This window comes from Cryomorphaceae bacterium 1068 (assembly GCA_027214385.1).
Lineage (GTDB): Bacteria > Bacteroidota > Bacteroidia > Flavobacteriales_D > Cryomorphaceae > JAKVAV01.
Map to the genome: position 1 here is coordinate 99,166 of JAPVXR010000005.1, position 16,756 is coordinate 115,921.

Sequence of the window (16,756 nt, forward strand, 5' to 3'; positions counted from 1 at the left end):
TTTCGATGAAAGAGTCTTTCCTGAAAATGCTTTTCGAAAAGAATACGAAATGCGCTGACTGTCCGTCACCATCTGAGATTATCTCATTTGCCGATGGAGTCATTTCGTTGCTTTTCCCTGCTTTCGACAAAAAAACGTTTGAGTCTTTTGCTGAATTTGAGTCACACGTAGAAAAGCTAAAGGTGGAATTAAACATCCTGCTGTCTCGCAATCCCGATCGAAGTCCAAAACCGGATGAAGTGACAAGTCGCTTTTTTGAAGCATTGCCACACATCCATGATTTGCTTCAAGAAGATGTAGATGCCATGTTTGCGGGAGATCCTGCCGCAAAATCTACCACCGAAATCATCCGATCCTATCCCGGCTTTTACGCGGTGGCTGCATACCGCATTGCGCATTGCTTGGCCGATTTGAAAGTAGAATTGATCCCGAGAATCATCTCGGAACTGGCACACGCCAAAACAGGTATCGACATTCACCCGAAAGCTGAGATCGGCAGACACTTCTGTATTGACCACGGAACGGGAATCGTAATAGGAGAGACCACGCATATCGGTGATCACGTGAAAATATACCAAGGGGTGACTTTGGGAGGACTAAGTGTGGCTAAAGATGATGCCGAGAAAAAGCGCCACCCGACTATCGAAGACCATGTGGTGCTCTACGCTGGTGCGACTATTTTGGGCGGGCATACTACCATTGGTCACCACAGCATTGTAGGAGGAAATGTATGGCTTACGCGAAGCGTTCCTCCACACACCAAGGTATATTACAAAGCCGCATTGACAAACAACGACGGCGAAACGGACATTATAGAATTCAAATCATGACACTCGAAAGACTCATTGGCAATACCCCTCTGGTAGAAATCAGAACCATCAGCCAAAATAAAGGTGTGCGCCTTTTCGGTAAACTAGAAGGGCATAACCCCGGCGGAAGTGTAAAAGACCGCGCTGCCTATGGAATGCTCAAAGGAGCCCTAGATCGTGGTGACATCAAGAAGGGAGATAAGTTGGTGGAAGCTACCAGCGGAAATACGGGAATAGCCTTGGCCATGATAGCCCGACTGCTCGGAGTAGAGATGACGCTGATTATGCCCGAAAGTGCTACCATAGAGCGACGGAAAACCATGAAAGCTTTCGGTGCTGAGCTGATCCTGACACCTGCCGAAAAGACCATCGAATACTCCCGAACCCTGGCCGAAGAGATGGCAGCCAACGAGGGCTACTACATGCTCAACCAATTTGGCAATGCCGACAATTGGAAAATGCACTACAGAACCACAGGCCCTGAGATTTGGAATGACACCGAAGGAAAGGTCACCCATTTCGTATCGGCCATGGGAACTACAGGAACGATTATGGGCGTGTCGCGCTACCTGAAAGAAATGAATCCCGAGGTGCAAATCGTTGGCACTCAACCCACGGAAGGTTCCAAGATTCCCGGCATTCGCCGATGGAGTCCTGAGTTCTTGCCCAAGATTTTTGAAGCGAGTCGGGTAGATCGAACCATTGACGTAAGTCAAGACCAAGCCGCCGATATGACGCGACGACTAGCCAAAGAAGAGGCCATCTTCTCGGGCATGAGCAGTGGGGGAGCGCTCACCGCAGCCCTCAAAATAGCCGAAGAGATCGACCAAGGAGTAATCGTCTTTATTCTTTGTGATCGAGGGGATCGGTATTTGAGCTCAGAGCTTTTTAATGAGTAGATAGCCATCCCTATTAGATTTCAACAGCACAGTCAATTAGGTTTTAACAAAACGGGACGAATTGTCTAAATTAATATGAAATCCTTCACTCACTATTTCCTCCACTTCGGTTTTCCCCTGCTTATTGCGCTGGTGTTTTTTCGCAAGGAGTGGAAGAAAGCATACTTGATATTGCTTGCTACCATGTTGGTTGATTTAGATCATCTCTTGGCTAACCCCATTTTTGATGCCAATAGATGCAGCATCAATTATCACCCCTTGCATTCGTATTATGCCATGATGGTTTATGTGGTCATGCTCTTTTTTCGAAAACCTTTTTATATCATCGGCATTGGTTTGCTGTTTCACATGTTTACTGATTTGGTGGATTGTATGATGACCTTTTCAAGCTGCTGTGATTGTTTGGCAGGTTCTCCTGCCATAGGTCTTTTAGAAGCCATCTTGGGAATGGTACATTAGCCGCAGCATTAAATACGATGAAGAGCACGAAGCACCTCTACATTTTTGATTACCACCATACCGAGCGCGACTTGTGCAAGCTCGAGTCGAAGCATGTTTTTGGTGAGGAGGTAGGGGAGAAGCTGCTGTGGTCGAATACCCTGATTCACCCGTCGAGTAGTACTTTTATCAAAAAGCGGCTCGATATAATGGCCACGTCTCAAGACTATGGGCGGTTGCTTACAGAGATTGAAGCAGCGGGCATTTCTGCCGAAGGATTTAAAGTAGAATACCTGGTTTTTGATGGCGATAACACGCGCTACCCGCAAAGGCTGAATAAGCTCAGGGATATCGGCTTTCGCATCGAGGGCATTCCCGATTACCATAACCCCAAGAGTTTTTACGCCCTTTGCCAATGCGACGGGACATGGACTTTCGGAAAGTTGATCAAAGACCGCTTTGATTGGTACAAGCACAAAGAGAAACCTCGATCGTATAGCAACTCCATCACGATAGGCATTGCCAAAGCCTTGGTCAACATTGCCGCTAAGGGCAAGAAGGAGGCCACACTGCTGGATGCCTGCTGCGGTGTGGGCACCATACTGATGGAAGCTTGCTACGCCGGATACGCGATAGAAGGATGTGATTTCAATTGGAAAATCTGCGCCGATGCGCGGGAGAATCTGGCGTATTTTGACTATTCAGCCACTGTACATTGCTCTGATATCGGTGGCATTGACAAGAGGTACGACGCGGCCATCGTAGATTTGCCTTACAATCTATTGAGCGATGCCAGTGAAGCCGATATCGCACACATCATAGCCTCAGCAGGAAGGCTTACCGACCGAATGGTTATTGTTTCTACATCCGACATTTCAGATCTAATAAGCAAGGCCGGGTTTCGAACGGCAGATCATTGCAGCGTTAGCAAAAAGGGAAAGCGAAATTTCGCCAGACGGGTATGGGTGTGTGTTAAGAAAGTGGTCTAAGTTTCTCAAAAAAAAGTAGTCAAAACCCGCTCTCAATCACCACTAGGTGTTTCATCAATCTTGGAAGGAAGTGTCAAACCATTTCCATCTCTTTCCGCTCGATAGTGCGGCGAAAGAATTTCTACTTTGTTTTCAGCAAAAACATCTTGAATGTGGCCGTATAGCTCGCTGTATATTCTCGAAGCCTTATCGGCTTCCAGGGTGTAGCAGTTGATCTGATAGTTGACGTAAAAGTCATCTAGGCTCGTTTGCAGAACAAAAGGCTTCGGGTCTTTTTGCAGTTTCTCCGTTCGCTCTGCCGCCTCGATCAGCATAGCGTGCACCTTTCGCCACGGTACGTCGTAACCGATGGTCACCGAAGTGTTGAGGATCAAACCTTCCTCTGTGGTATTGGCGGTGTAGTTGTAGGTATTTCCATTTAGAATGGAGGCATTGGGAATGGTCACATCCTCATTTTTGATGGTGCGGAGGCGGGTTACAAGGAGTGTTTTTTCGATTACATCGCCTTGGGCATCCCCTATTCTCACTCGGTCGCCTATTTGATATGGCCGCATGTAGGTGATGACTAGTCCCGCGATGATATTTCCGATGGCTGAGCTTGAACCCAAGGAAATAAGCAACCCGATAAATACACTTACGCCTTTGAACACATCAGAACCACTTCCCGGTATTAAGGGAAAAACGGCCACAAATGAAAAGACGATGACCAGAAACTTGAATAGGTTGTACGTGGGTTTGGCCCATTCGGGATAAAAGCCATTAATCTCCAGGCTTCCTCTTTCTATTTCTACCGAAAGGTAGTGTAAGAACCTAATGATACCGCGTGCAATTAAAATGATTACCACGATGGCAATAAACTGGGGTATGTAATCAATCAGTGCACTTCCGAAACTCTTTAAGGGATCCAATACGTACCCCATTAATGTGCGAGCTATCCCCTCGGTGCTGGGGAAGATACTGAAGCCTAATGGCAGTAGTGCATACACTAGAATAATCAGGAATATCCATTTGATAAATCGAAGTACCAAGCGAATCAGCTCGGCCAACCGCGACATGGTAAAGAAGCGATTGCGCGGATTGGTGAGTGTTTTTATTCTCTTTTGAATCTGTTTGTAGATCCATAAGTTTCCTTTAGAGATAGCCTTATTGAGCAATTTCACAATCAAGAAGAAGGAGAGGATCAGTGCCACCAGGAGCCCGATTCGCTTGACTATATCAGCTATCGAATCTACTCCCAATCTATTGATGGCGTGGCTCTTGATTTGGTCTACAGCCTCTTTGACTAAAGCTTCTTGGCTTAAGCCGGTACCTAAGGTGTCATCGGGAAAAATAGAAAAGATAGCTTCGCCATTGTAGGTAATGATCATTTCTTCTCCCATTCGAAAAGAGTCAAAAGAATCAAACTTGGCATCTTCCGTCAGAATGACTTTTTCTAAACCGATCGAGATAGCACTTGCTCTGGCAGCCGTCGATTCAAAATTTCCTTTAGCGGATACTTCAAAGAGTACTTCGCCTTCGTGAACTACAGGAAAGGAAGCAGGGGCTTCACCGACTGAAAGTGTGTCCTGTGCGTTCAATGACCAACCAAAGGCCAGAGTCACTGCCAGACAAACGATTAATTTTTTCAAGATTGAAGATTCTTTAACTAGTCTGCTCAATGTAGTATTTTTCAGAAAGATCGAGGAAAACCTACATCCCGATAAAGGTGTACTGGCCTTTCACGCGGCCTACATCCGTAGCATTGAATATAAGTACCGGAACTTGAAGCCCATTGGTGATTAGCTCCTGTGAAAAGCGATCAAACTGGGGTAGAATACTCTCCGTAAAGTGGGCTACTGCAAATAGATCCGCATTGTTGTGAGCACCGTAGTCGATCACTTCCTCAGCAAATGATTTCTTTCCGGGAAGGCTTACCACAGTGTGCTTTACTTTTTCCTTGTTGAGAAAATTGTTAACATGAGCCACATTTATTTTGATCTTTTTCACCAACCATTCATCCGTTTCAGGTTCATGTACGATGTGAATATCTGCATCAAATCGTTTCGCTGCATTGGCTGCAAACTCTACAATCTGAAGACTTTCCTTGGTAAGGTTTACAGGCATCACTATTCGCTTGATCGTATCTTTTGGACCTTTGGACTGAGTTACCAAAAACGGCAAGTTGCCACTGGTGATGACTTTAATGGCGTTGGATCCCAATATCTTTTGAAGCCCTTTTTCGCCATGAGTTCCCATGACCAATAGTTGAAAATCGCCTTCAGCTCCCTCTTTGGCAATGTCTTTAAAAATGTCACCGATCTTCACCTTTGTGCTGATCAGAGATCTATCTTCTTCCGAAAAAAGCTTTTTCAACTCGCTGAAGTTGTGCTCTGCATCAGCCTGCTTACTTTCTTTGTCAACAATATGGAGTAGCTCTATTTTGGCATCGGCCAACTTGGCTAAAAACAAGGCATGATCTAAAGCAGTGCGCGTGATGGGGGTGAAATCGTAAGGGACAAGTATTTTCATGGAGCCTATTCTAATACGATGGTAAAGAAAAGTTTTTTGCTCAAATTATGCGAATTATGGAGCAATTGAAATGAATCTTCCACCGGTTGACGGGATCTGAAACGGGTAAAAAAATGTAAATGATTTGTAAAAGTGCAGCTTTCGATTATCATAGATCGTAAATTGCAGTCATGTTAAAAATGGTTTCATTTCGGACATTCTTGATTTTTGCTTTTCTGTGTTCAGCGATAGTCTCGGACGCTTCAAGCGCAGATGAGTTTAGCAATAAAGTAAATCTGGCACTCAGACAAACGGCTGACGCGTTGCTATGGCATTACGATGATTCGACTACGGTTATTCCTCCCGTTTCGCAAAATGGCACCAACGAGTATGTGCTCGAAATGAAAAATGGGTTTAGCTACCGAGAGTTGCCGCATTTTCTTGAAAAGGCTTTCAAAGACTATGGCATCGACCAGCCATATGAAATCATGGTTCGCTCTTGCGAAACGGGCTTTCTGGTTTTGGGGTACAATCGAGCCGCTGCTGAGAGAGATTCCGTGGCATGTGGCGACCGCCTTCCCGACATTCCTTGTGCTACCATCCACGTTCAATTTGCTCCACAAGAGTCGAAAGAAAAGAAGAGCCTGGCGGGATTGGCTTGGCTTCTGGTTCCTGCAGCGGGTTTAGGTGGTATTTTCCTTTTTAGGAAAAAGGAAAACCACTCCGAAGAGACGACAGTTGATGAAGGAATGAAATTGGGTAATTTCCGCTTCAATACAAAGAATCAAAAGCTAACTCTTGGCGATCAAACCTTTGAGCTGACCTTCCGGGAAAGCAAGTTGCTGCGCTACTTCGCCACCCACCCGAATAAAGTGCTCAATCGGGATGAAATATTGGCAGCAGTTTGGGAAGATGAAGGAATCGTGGTAGGCCGAAGCTTGGATGTCTTTATTTCTCGCCTTCGCAAGATTCTCAAAGCCGATGAATCCGTCACTATCAAAACAGTGCATGGCGTCGGCTACCGCATGGAGATTCAGAATTGATCCTACCTTTGCCGCCTTTGGCAAAATCACACAATGAGAGAATTCAAAAGTGCTGTCGGGTTTGACAGTTCGTTCTTTACCCCTCTACTTATTTTATTGCTTCTAACGGCTGTCATTGGTTGCGAATCGACGGAAGTAATCGATAAAACTGAACTTACCGAAGAGAATAAGAACTACCAACTGGCCATAACCAACCTCAGCGATCAGGAGTATCCCGACAATCCCGATATCGGTTTCAGGTCAGCAAACTATCAGAACCATTACTTCTCCAGTGGTCTCTTGTTTCACGCAAATGTTGAAGACAAGTTTTTAATTGATTTGGAATTCAATGGAAGCGAAGGGGACATCATTCATTTTCACGATCTTGATATTTCAGAATTCATACCGACCATTCCCGTGGGAGTGAAGAAAGACGAATACGTGAGTTATCTCTCGTGCATCAACCAGGAGTGGAATAGAAATCAAGTGAGGTTCTCGCCAGAGCAGTTTGAGTCAAACAATCCTGAGATCGTTCGGGTCGATATCGCTCGCAATTGCCTCAATGCATATCTCTGGGAAATTGCCGTTTACATCAAAGAGAATGAAAAAGTGGTGCCCTATGCCCACGCGTGGTTTGACTTCCCGCACAGTCTGTATGCCGAACTTTTTGAAAAGAAGAATGAGCTGCCTTTTGCTCGATTTAAGGAACCACTTGAAAATTGGGTAGATCCCGAAAGCAACTTCATCAATTTGAATCTGCTTCGAAACGTCGTCGATTCAATCCAAGTAGCTGTAGAAGATCTCAGTGAAGAAATGTACCCCATAGCAGGAGCGAGAGAAAAGAAATTCAAGGAGATCATCTATCCAACGACCTTCAACTCAATGCGCGATCTCCAAACCGATTCTGCCCTTTTCGCCACTTTTACACCTCCAGGCTATTACAATAGAGCCGACCCTCGGAAAACAGAACTGGGACGTTTTTACCATCTCGAATCCTCCATTTGGTCAAATGTTGAAAGCAAAATCAATGGCGACACTTTGAGCGAACTAATGCTCAATTATAGACACCGAAATGATTCTACGTTCACCACCCTGGTAATTGGCGGATTGGATTTTAACGATTTCCCCGTACTCACCGAAGAGAATGCCAATAGCGGATGGAAGAGTTCAATGGGCATTGGAAATCATCCCTTTTACGAATCGTACGATGAGCACATGTCAACGCCTTCTGCTCAGAACCCTTATTACGCTTTACTTTTGGATGCGGACGGAAGATGGCTAGATAGTCATCAGCTTGGTATCGACGGACCTATTTTTCATTTTTCGGATGAAGAAAGAACACAACTTCACTTGTGGCTATTGTCATTTGAGCGCCATGCTCTGGTAGGACACTACGAGTTCGACATATAGATTGGCCAAACTTTCCTAGGAAACTCCTATTTTGTCGCCCTTAATCACTTAAATCTATATTTTTTATGAAACGAATTAGTCTAGCACTATTCGCGTTTTTCGGCTTGGCAATGCTGGCAGAGGCGCAAGAGAAACCCAATATCCTGGTGATATGGGGAGATGACATTGGGACTTGGAACATCAGCCACAACAATAGAGGTATGATGGGATACCAAACCCCGAATATTGACCGCATTGCCAAAGAAGGTGTCGGATTTACCGATTACTACGGTCAGCAAAGTTGTACCGCAGGTCGTGCTGCCTTTTTAGGTGGTAACGTTCCTGTAAGAACCGGAATGACAAAAGTAGGTATGCCTGGCGCCAAAGAAGGCTGGCAAATGTCTGATGTCACCATTGCGACTGTTCTAAAAAGTTTAGGCTACAGCACAGGTCAATTTGGTAAGAATCATCAAGGAGACAGAGACGAGCATCTTCCTACCATGCACGGCTTTGACGAATTTTTCGGAAACCTTTATCACTTAAATGCTGAAGAGGAACCCGAGAATGAAGACTATCCTGCAGACTTGGTTTTGGCCAATGGAAAAACTTTCGTTGAAGTATACGGGCCACGTGGAGTTATCCATAGCTGGGCCGATGGAAAAGGCGGACAGAAAATAGAAGATACCGGAGCTTTGACCAAGAAAAGAATGGAGACCATTGATGATGAGACCATCGCTGCGGCTAAAGAATTTATTAGGGACAAAGCCGAAAACGATGAACCATTCTTTACGTGGTGGAATGCCACCAGAATGCACTTTAGAACGCACGTGCGAGATGATCATCGCAATCCGGGAAACGATGAGTATACCGACGGAATGATCGAACACGACAATCATGTAGGTGAGTTATTGGCTCTTCTCGATGAACTTGGGATAGCTGATAACACGATCGTGCTTTATTCTACCGACAACGGCCCACATTACAATACATGGCCCGATGCGGGAACGACTCCTTTTCACGGAGAGAAAAACAGCTCATGGGAAGGCGCCTTTCGTGTGCCTGCTTTCGTAAGATGGCCTGACAATTTCCCCGCTGATGTGATGCTGAACGGAATTTTTGCCCACGAAGATTGGCTTCCGACTTTCGCCGCAGTCGCCGGAGATGATGAGATCTCTGAGAAGCTTAAAAAAGGTGTTACCCTTAACGGCAGAAGCTACAAGAACTACATTGACGGAGTAAATCAACTTGACTACCTGAAAGGAGAAGTAGAAGAATCTCCCAGAAAAGGCTTCATCTATGTGGACGACGGTGGATCTGTAGCAGCTCTTCGTTACACAGATTGGAAGGCGATGTTTTTAGAGAATAGAGCGGACAAGCTCCAAATATGGCTGGAGCCGTTTATCGAGCTTCGCGCGCCGTATCTGTTCAACTTGAGAAGAGACCCCTTCGAAAAAGCTCTGGTTGGATCGAATACCTATTACGACTGGTACATTGATCGAGCGTACATTCTCATTGCGATGCAAGGTTATGCTTTTAATTTCTTATCGACTTTCGAAGAATATCCTCCAAGCCAAACGGCGGGGGATTGGAGTCTGAGCAAAGTTGAAGAACAAATCAACAAAATGGTCAAACCGACCAACCAATAGAATTGTCAATCTAGTTAATTTTAAGCCGCTCATTTTGAGCGGCTTTTTTGTCAATAATACTCGATTGGCGCAATTTCCTTCGGCGTGTTTTCTCTATATTGCGGCCTTAAAATTTCTACCAAACCAAATCATCAAATTTTATGTTCAAACCCTTAAAGAAAATTGGTGCGCTGCGCATCAATGCCTTGGCTTTTACAGCTATTGTTATGTTCTTCGTCGGTTGTCAACCCACGAGTGAAAAGAAAGAATCAACCCAAGAAGACGATAACTTCAATGGAAAGATCGCCCTTGATATCCGCGATTCAGAAGCAGACTGGTCTGCTTTTACACCGAAGTCGGCACCTGAGGGTGCGCCGAATATTCTCTTTGTATTGTATGATGATACAGGTTTAGGAGCTTGGTCTCCTTACGGTGGTGCCATCAATATGCCTACGATGGATCGTCTGGCTGAGAATGGCTTGACTTACACGCAATGGCATACCACGGCCCTCTGTTCACCTACGCGCTCTACCATCCTTACGGGAAGAAACCATCACCTGAACGGAATGGCTTCTATCACCGAAACTGCAGATGGATATCCCGGGGCAAATGGACGTGTACCCGATGATTGTGCACCTTTTGCACAGATTCTTCGCGACAATGGCTGGAGTACTTTCTGGCTTGGGAAAAACCACAACGTACCTGAGCAAGATGTAGCTCCAGGTGGAAACCGAAGCGAATGGCCTACTCAAATTGGCTTTGACCGTTTTTACGGATTCTTGGGTGGGGAAACCAACAATTGGTACCCTGATCTTGTAGAGGACAATCACTTCATCGAACCCCCTGCTACTCCTGAAGAAGGTTACCACCTCTCGAAAGATCTGGCTGATAAAGCCATATCCATGCTTCGTAATAAGAATGCAACGAACCCTTCGAAGCCATTTTACATGTGGTTTAACCCTGGGGCAAACCACGCTCCTCACCATTCTCCTGCTGAGTATACCGCTAAGTATGCAGGTAAGTTCGATGAGGGATACGATGCCTACCGCGACTGGGTAGTGGGAAGAATGAAAGAGAAAGGAATTCTCCCGGAGAATACGGACATGGTTGATTTCAATCCTATGCCGGAAGATATGGCTAACCCCGCAGACTACGTAAGACCATGGGATGAACTCAATGCCGATGAAAAGAAGCTTTTCGCACGAATGGCTGAAGTATATGCGGGGTTCTCAGAATACACCGATGCTCAGGTAGGACGAATCATCGACTACCTCGAAGAGACCGGACAGCTAGAAAACACGATTGTGCTTTACGCTGCTGATAACGGTGCTTCAGGTGAAGGAAGCCCGAACGGATCGGTTAACGAAAACAAGTTTTTCAACGGCTATCCCGACGAACTTGAAGAGAATATGAAGTACCTCGATGTTCTTGGCGGACCTGACACCTATAATCACTTCCCAACGGGTTGGGCAGCAGCTTTTTCAGCACCCTTTAAAATGTTCAAACGCTACTCGCAATATGCCGGAGGTACGAATGACCCATTGGTGATTTCTTGGCCAAAAGGAATCAAGGCCAAAGGGGAGATCCGTCACCAATATCACCACTCGACTGATATTGTTCCTACACTTTTGGAAGCTTGCGGATTGGAGATGCCCGAAGTTTACAACGGCGTTGAGCAAACACCACTTTCGGGAGTGTCAATGGTTTATTCTTTCGATGCTGAGCCCGACGCAGCAACTCAAAAAGAGGTTCAATACTACTGTATGCTCGGTACCAGAGGTATCTGGAAAGATGGCTGGAAAGCCGCTGCGGTTCACTCTCCGCTTAGCGGAAAAAGCAATTTTGATGAGGACGTTTGGGAGCTCTACAACATAGCCGAAGACCGCTCGGAATCTCACAATCTCGCTGAGGAGAACCCCGAGAAGCTTCAAGAGCTTATCGATGAGTGGTTCAGACAGGCAGAGATCAACAAGGTGCTTCCACTGGATGACAGAAGTGCGGCAGAAATCCTTGGGACAGAGAGACCAACACAAGAGAAGAAGCGCGACCGATACGTGTATTACCCAAATACATCTCCTGTTCCAGAAGGGGTAGCGGTAAATGTGAGAGGTAGGAACTACAAGATTCTGGCAAATGTCGAGATCGAAGAATCAGATGCGAGTGGAGTGATTTTCGCTCACGGGTCAAGATTTGGAGGACATTCACTCTTTATCAAAGACAGCAAACTTCACTATGTCTACAATTTCTTGGGCATCAAGCCAGAGCAAGTCTTTGTTTCGAGCAAGAAGCTCACGCCTGGCACTTACACGCTCGGTATGGAATTTATTCGCGAAAGCGCAGGTGAATATGGTGAATCAATCGGAACCATGAAACTTTACATCGACGAAGAAGTGGTGGCAGAAGGGCCGATGAAAACGCAACCAGCCAAGTTCACCCTTTCAGGCGATGGCCTTTGCGTGGGTTACGATAGTGGTGATGCGGTGAGCGAGCTGTATGAAAGTCCAGGCGAATTTGAAGGTGGAATCATTCAAGGAGTAGGGGTTACCGTTGAGGGCACACCTTATGTAGACTTGGAAGCAGAGGCAAAGCGTCTGATGATGACACAATAGAGTACTTTTAGACTAGAAATTTAAAGGGGAGCTTCAGCTCCCTTTTTTTTTGTGCTATGGGAACCAAATGACTTCAGTGATTCCCAGGGGTCCGTACATTCTGATTTGATAGTGACCTTCTTTGAATAGTGCGGCAGGAATAGAAATAGTCAAATCAATGTCTTCTGAATTCCAGATGATTTCGTTGGATGGACTGATTACTTCCAACCGTTCGATTTCTACCTTCGGATTAAAATAATAGAATGTTGAGTCATGGGAGATTTCCAATTCATTTTGCCAATAGAATTCGTGGAATTCATCTTCAGGTTTTTCGAACAAAAACGAACTGTCTGCAACGGTTTGACTTAACAATGAGAAAGGAGAAATGACAAGAATGAGGTTGGTTAAAATCTGTTTCATAGCAGTCTTGGTTGTCTCCAAGATACTAATTATCTCAAAAACCCAAATTGATCTTCTAAGATTCTTCGTCTGAATTAGTAAATACTATCAATTCAGTGATAGAACTTTATTATTCAATCGTGTCTAAAGTTTCTCGTTCAATGTCGTCCTTTGTAGAAAATTAGAATCATGCGACTCCCGATAATAAAGCACCTCAACGAATTTGTAAAAGAGAACGACGAAGACTTCATTCATGAAGCCATTCAAGTTTTGGAGGATTTGGCGGAAGCCAAAGGAATCAAAGATGAAGAACTGGAAGTTATGGGGGAATTACTCTCAAACATGTATGGAGCCCTCGAAGTACGTAAGCTTATCGAAGAGCAGAGCTTGTCGGATAAAGACGCCCTGAACACTTTTATGAAAAGGGTTCAAGGCGCTATAGAGAAGTAAAGTGTGGTTTGTCTCTAGTTGCACATTGCAATTAGACACAAGCAACGCGCTGCGATAATGGCACTACTACAGGCTAATCAAGACTCACCTTCTTCACATTGTCCTTGGTTACTCTTTCGATAAGGATTCGCCTCGGGTCAATTGCCGCTTTTGCCGGAAGGCTATCGACAATGATTGAAACGGTAGATTCCTCCTCATTAAATTTCACGCGCTTCCAAGCCATCAGCTCTTCTTCGTCGTCGTCAGCATATACGCCAATGTCAACCCATTCACGAAGGTCAGTCTTGGTCTCGTTTCCAAGCGTATCGGCGTAAAGTTTTTTGGCGATTACATCCATTTCCACTTCGTATTGTCCGTTTGCCAATTCGGTCATTCGAGTTTCTTCCAATCTAAAGTCGTACAGCGTAATGTTCTTGAACCAGTCTTCGATCAGGTAATTCAAACTGTCGGGAACGCGAGGTTCCAAATGCCTTAAAAAGTCGTAGGAGTTAGGATAGGGCGGCTCGGCATATCGGTATTCCTCAAGGAAAGATCTCAGTGCCGCATTGACTGAATCGGCTCCGATATAGTCTTGCAGTGCATAGAGAATCACTGATCCTTTTCCATAGTGGATATAGCCTTGGTTTTCTACCTTGTAAAGCGGCAGTTCCTTAAGGCGTTCACTGGTCCTTCCTCTCAGGTATCGGTTGAAGTCGTACTTCAAGAAGTTCTTCATTTTTATGTCATCCGACTCTTGCTTCATCGTCATTAAACTCGAATACTCTGAGAAACTCTCGGTGAGCATCGTTCCTCCTTGCATCTCTGCAGGAGTCTCTTGGTGTGCCCACCATTGGTGTGCCATCTCGTGTGCAATCACCGCATCGATCACGTTGTTTTCCGTTTCATCTTCCAGATTCACAATAAACCCGAAGCTTTCGGAATAAGGCATGGTGCCCGGGAAAGCTTGAGCAAATGTTGAGAAGCGTGGGAATTCCAAGATTCTCGCTTGTTTGTGGTAATACGGGCCGAAGTTTTCTTCGTAGTATTTGAGCGATTTCCTTACGGCATCGACCATCTTCGGCACATTCACGCTGTGTTCAGGATGGTAGTAAATTTCAATGTCGATGTCATTGTATTTCTCCCTAGCTACCTCATACCGAGCCGACATGAAGTTGTAGAAGTTCAAAGATGGCTGATCCAATTTGTAGTGGAAGTACTTGCGACCGTCTTCTTCCCATTCTTTGATAAGTGATCCGGGAGCTACCGCAATTTGATCAGCTGAGGTTGAGATAATAGACTCTACTTCGACCCAGTGGGAGATATCACCCGTGATGTAATTCTTATTGCACAACTCACCACAATTTAATTCCAAATCAGGGGTTCGTTTCTTCTCAGGTAGGTCATATTTCTTTCGATCGTTCTTGTCTGAAAGTTCAACCCCCGAGGCATAGCCCATCCCCGGTAAGATGCCGCTATTGTTCAGAAATGTACCATTGGCAACAATTGAAGTATTTCCTCTGGAATTCGTAAATCCTTTGGTGACGTAGTCATTCTTAATCGAAATTTCTCTCGTCTCTCCGGGCTGCCATGGTTCGTTAAGGGTGTAGATTTGAAAACCCATAATGGTATCGTCCATAGCAAGCTCCGCCCCTGGAATATTGATTTCAGTATCCCAAGACTGGTTGAGATTGAAATAAAGAGAATCAAGCGCTACATCCTCATCATTTACAAAAGTGGCATTAGCTCGGACAAAAATATCGCGCTCTTCCGGATGAATATCGATCTCATATTTTATCGACTTCATCTCAGGAAGTGGTCGATTTTCGTATTTCTTGTAAGCCAACTCGTAGTCCACCGCTTGCTGTTCACGTTCAGGAATACTGAGGTAGGGGTTAAGGATTTGCGTATTATAAAAAACCCAAGCTCCCACTGCTATCCACAGGCCAGTGACAATGAGCATACCTGTTCTAAAGCTTCCGCTAAAATTGGCCATTGCAGTCTTGACCTTTTCTTTAAAACCTGATACTGCACTTCTTGGCCAGTATAACGCGGCTTTAGCCAATAGAATTAGTGCAAATAGTAACCAATAGGTATTGAACCAAAGTGTTCCCGTCATACCGGGCCCGAAACCGCTCATATCGGAATAGAAGATGCCCGGTGAGCCACCGGGTATAAGCATATTCGAAGACCACTCGAAAACGGAGTTGATTAAAATACTCCACCCAACAAAGAATAAGATACTGGCGAAATAACCGATGTATCTGTTGCTCACCAATGTTTGGATCAATACGAAAATAGATGCCGTTACAATAAATCCGGGAAGTGTATCAACAAAGAAGTCTATAAGGTAAACATCGAGCTCTATGGCCGTATAGCCCCGCATCAGTTGGGAAACGACTCCCATAAAGATGAACACTCCCTGTAGCAGAGTAGCAGCTGCTACGAGCGAAACAATTCTAGCCAAAACCGAAGCAAATGTGCTATGAGGCGTAGCATTAATGACTTCTTCAATGTGGAACATACGGTCCCGCCACACCAATTCTCCGCTGAAGAATACCACGATAATGACCAGAAACAGACCTGTAGAACCGGCAATATCACTGATTACTTTGTAGGTTACCGGATAGCTTTGCAGTCCGAAGTATTCATAGCCCTCAATAAGGCTTACGAATAACAGAATAATCCCAAAGATCGATAAGATGCGAAATGCCGAGCTTTTCACAATACTTAAGAAGCTGGTTTTGAAAAAGCTGACAAATTGTAGCCATTCCGTGCTTCTTGAGAAGCCTTGTGCAACGGTGGGCTTTTCCAGATTAGCAACTACTGTAGTTACTTCGGGAATCAGCGCTTTCTTTTTACGGAATCTCATTTTCTCTTTAAAAGAGAATACCTTGAATGAAATGATCGAAACGATCACTCCAACAGTTAACCAAAGGAGACGATTTTGAAGAATGATACCTTCAAACTGCGGACTCAACGCGTTCCGCTCAGCGGGAGTAAAGTAGCGGCTATAAACGGCATATGTTCTAACCGAAAACATATCGACGATACCTGCAAGTGTTTCATTGTCAATGTCCGAGAGTAATGTTCCCGAAGCGATATAACCCACTATAAGCGCCATCGCACCTACAAAGGAGATGACTGTACTCTTGAACTTGTGCGCGAGAAAGAAAACAATCGATCCGGCGATAAACATGTTCGGTAGGATGAACATAAAATAGTTAGCAATGATTGTTTCGAAAAAGAAAGGCCCGATACGGTCAGCATCCAGCCAACCGGCTGCAGGGCCGATAATCGCACCCAGCCAAGCACCAAGGAAGACACCAAGCAGTGGAATACTTGAAAGTACGAGTGCCCCAAGAAAGCGACCCCAGAAATAGCCGCTCTTTTTAATCGGAAGTGAAAACATGATCTCGTTGAACTGATTGTTGTGGTCACGTAAGGCTGCATTATTAAAAAATGCCGTGGCAAATAACAATCCGAAAATTCCCAAGATCAAGACAAAATTGGTCAAGGTATGAGGACTGTTTTTATAGACATTTCCAATGGCACCACCAATCTGAACACTGTCGCTGGCCACCGCTCCAAAGGCCATTAATGCAACCAGGAAGAAAAAAACATACACCATCGGACTCTTGAAGGCCGACCTGAGCTCTAGCTTAAAAAATTCTCCAAACATGGC

The 16,756-nt window shown here is 45.1% G+C and carries 13 protein-coding genes; 9 read left to right on the forward strand and 4 right to left on the reverse strand.

The window, feature by feature from the left end; translation table 11 throughout:
• Positions 1-5 precede the first annotated feature (5 nt).
• The 4 genes from O3Q51_08785 to O3Q51_08800 all read left to right on the forward strand — a co-directional run bounded on the left by O3Q51_08785 (position 6) and on the right by O3Q51_08800 (position 3,135).
• Positions 6-830, forward strand: a complete 825-nt coding sequence (locus O3Q51_08785) for a serine acetyltransferase (protein MCZ4408901.1) — start codon at positions 6-8, stop codon at positions 828-830.
• On the forward strand, positions 827-1,708 hold the full coding sequence (cysM, locus tag O3Q51_08790; protein MCZ4408902.1) for a cysteine synthase CysM: 882 nt from the start codon (positions 827-829) through the stop codon (positions 1,706-1,708). Before O3Q51_08785 ends, cysM begins: the two co-directional genes overlap by 4 nt.
• A gap of 75 nt (positions 1,709-1,783) precedes the next feature.
• Positions 1,784-2,167 (forward strand): DUF6122 family protein, encoded by a 384-nt coding sequence (locus tag O3Q51_08795; protein MCZ4408903.1) that lies wholly within the window; start codon positions 1,784-1,786, stop codon positions 2,165-2,167.
• Between the two features lie 17 nt (positions 2,168-2,184).
• Positions 2,185-3,135 carry a hypothetical protein gene (locus tag O3Q51_08800; GenBank protein ID MCZ4408904.1) on the forward strand — a complete coding sequence of 317 codons (951 nt, stop codon included), beginning with the start codon at positions 2,185-2,187 and terminating at the stop codon, positions 3,133-3,135.
• Positions 3,136-3,167: 32 nt separating this feature from the next.
• On the opposite strand, the gene O3Q51_08805 is transcribed toward O3Q51_08800, so the two are convergent.
• The gene (locus O3Q51_08805; protein ID MCZ4408905.1) at positions 3,168-4,763 is read right to left on the reverse strand and encodes a mechanosensitive ion channel family protein; all 1,596 of its coding nucleotides are present in this window, start codon (positions 4,761-4,763) and stop codon (positions 3,168-3,170) included.
• 61 nt (positions 4,764-4,824) lie between these two features.
• Positions 4,825-5,643 carry a universal stress protein gene (locus tag O3Q51_08810; GenBank protein MCZ4408906.1) on the reverse strand — a complete coding sequence of 273 codons (819 nt, stop codon included), beginning with the start codon at positions 5,641-5,643 and terminating at the stop codon, positions 4,825-4,827.
• Positions 5,644-5,813: 170 nt separating this feature from the next.
• On the opposite strand from O3Q51_08810, the gene O3Q51_08815 reads away from it, so the two are divergent.
• The 4 genes from O3Q51_08815 (at position 5,814) to O3Q51_08830 (ending at position 12,267) form a co-directional block, all read left to right on the forward strand.
• A complete protein-coding gene (locus O3Q51_08815) occupies positions 5,814-6,665 on the forward strand; it encodes a winged helix-turn-helix domain-containing protein (GenBank protein ID MCZ4408907.1) in 852 nt (283 codons plus the stop codon).
• Between the two features lie 33 nt (positions 6,666-6,698).
• Positions 6,699-8,054, forward strand: a complete 1,356-nt coding sequence (locus O3Q51_08820; protein ID MCZ4408908.1) for a hypothetical protein — start codon at positions 6,699-6,701, stop codon at positions 8,052-8,054.
• 65 nt (positions 8,055-8,119) lie between these two features.
• Positions 8,120-9,679: an arylsulfatase gene (locus O3Q51_08825; GenBank protein ID MCZ4408909.1), complete on the forward strand. Its 1,560-nt coding sequence runs from the start codon at positions 8,120-8,122 to the stop codon at positions 9,677-9,679.
• Between the two features lie 140 nt (positions 9,680-9,819).
• Positions 9,820-12,267: an arylsulfatase gene (locus tag O3Q51_08830; GenBank protein ID MCZ4408910.1), complete on the forward strand. Its 2,448-nt coding sequence runs from the start codon at positions 9,820-9,822 to the stop codon at positions 12,265-12,267.
• A gap of 54 nt (positions 12,268-12,321) precedes the next feature.
• Here O3Q51_08830 and O3Q51_08835 read toward each other — a convergent pair whose 3' ends face one another.
• Positions 12,322-12,666, reverse strand: a complete 345-nt coding sequence (locus tag O3Q51_08835) for a hypothetical protein (GenBank protein ID MCZ4408911.1) — start codon at positions 12,664-12,666, stop codon at positions 12,322-12,324.
• A 168-nt stretch (positions 12,667-12,834) separates the two neighbouring features.
• Between O3Q51_08835 and O3Q51_08840 the strand changes: the two genes are divergently transcribed.
• A complete protein-coding gene (locus tag O3Q51_08840) occupies positions 12,835-13,095 on the forward strand; it encodes a hypothetical protein (GenBank protein ID MCZ4408912.1) in 261 nt (86 codons plus the stop codon).
• A gap of 73 nt (positions 13,096-13,168) precedes the next feature.
• Here O3Q51_08840 and O3Q51_08845 read toward each other — a convergent pair whose 3' ends face one another.
• Positions 13,169-16,753: a M1 family aminopeptidase gene (locus O3Q51_08845; protein ID MCZ4408913.1), complete on the reverse strand. Its 3,585-nt coding sequence runs from the start codon at positions 16,751-16,753 to the stop codon at positions 13,169-13,171.
• Positions 16,754-16,756: the final 3 nt, after the last annotated feature.

Excerpts from the sequence above, each read along its gene's own strand:
- O3Q51_08785 (MCZ4408901.1), top strand. The coding sequence starts at position 6 with ATGAAAGAGTCTTTCCTGAAAATGCTTTTCGAAAAGAATACGAAATGC.
- cysM (MCZ4408902.1), top strand. The coding sequence starts at position 827 with ATGACACTCGAAAGACTCATTGGCAATACCCCTCTGGTAGAAATCAGA.
- O3Q51_08795 (MCZ4408903.1), top strand. The coding sequence starts at position 1,784 with ATGAAATCCTTCACTCACTATTTCCTCCACTTCGGTTTTCCCCTGCTT.
- O3Q51_08800 (MCZ4408904.1), top strand. The coding sequence starts at position 2,185 with ATGAAGAGCACGAAGCACCTCTACATTTTTGATTACCACCATACCGAG.
- O3Q51_08810 (MCZ4408906.1), bottom strand. The coding sequence starts at position 5,643 with ATGAAAATACTTGTCCCTTACGATTTCACCCCCATCACGCGCACTGCT.
- O3Q51_08815 (MCZ4408907.1), top strand. The coding sequence starts at position 5,814 with ATGTTAAAAATGGTTTCATTTCGGACATTCTTGATTTTTGCTTTTCTG.
- O3Q51_08820 (MCZ4408908.1), top strand. The coding sequence starts at position 6,699 with ATGAGAGAATTCAAAAGTGCTGTCGGGTTTGACAGTTCGTTCTTTACC.
- O3Q51_08825 (MCZ4408909.1), top strand. The coding sequence starts at position 8,120 with ATGAAACGAATTAGTCTAGCACTATTCGCGTTTTTCGGCTTGGCAATG.
- O3Q51_08830 (MCZ4408910.1), top strand. The coding sequence starts at position 9,820 with ATGTTCAAACCCTTAAAGAAAATTGGTGCGCTGCGCATCAATGCCTTG.
- O3Q51_08835 (MCZ4408911.1), bottom strand. The coding sequence starts at position 12,666 with ATGAAACAGATTTTAACCAACCTCATTCTTGTCATTTCTCCTTTCTCA.
- O3Q51_08840 (MCZ4408912.1), top strand. The coding sequence starts at position 12,835 with ATGCGACTCCCGATAATAAAGCACCTCAACGAATTTGTAAAAGAGAAC.
- O3Q51_08845 (MCZ4408913.1), bottom strand. The coding sequence starts at position 16,753 with ATGTTTGGAGAATTTTTTAAGCTAGAGCTCAGGTCGGCCTTCAAGAGT.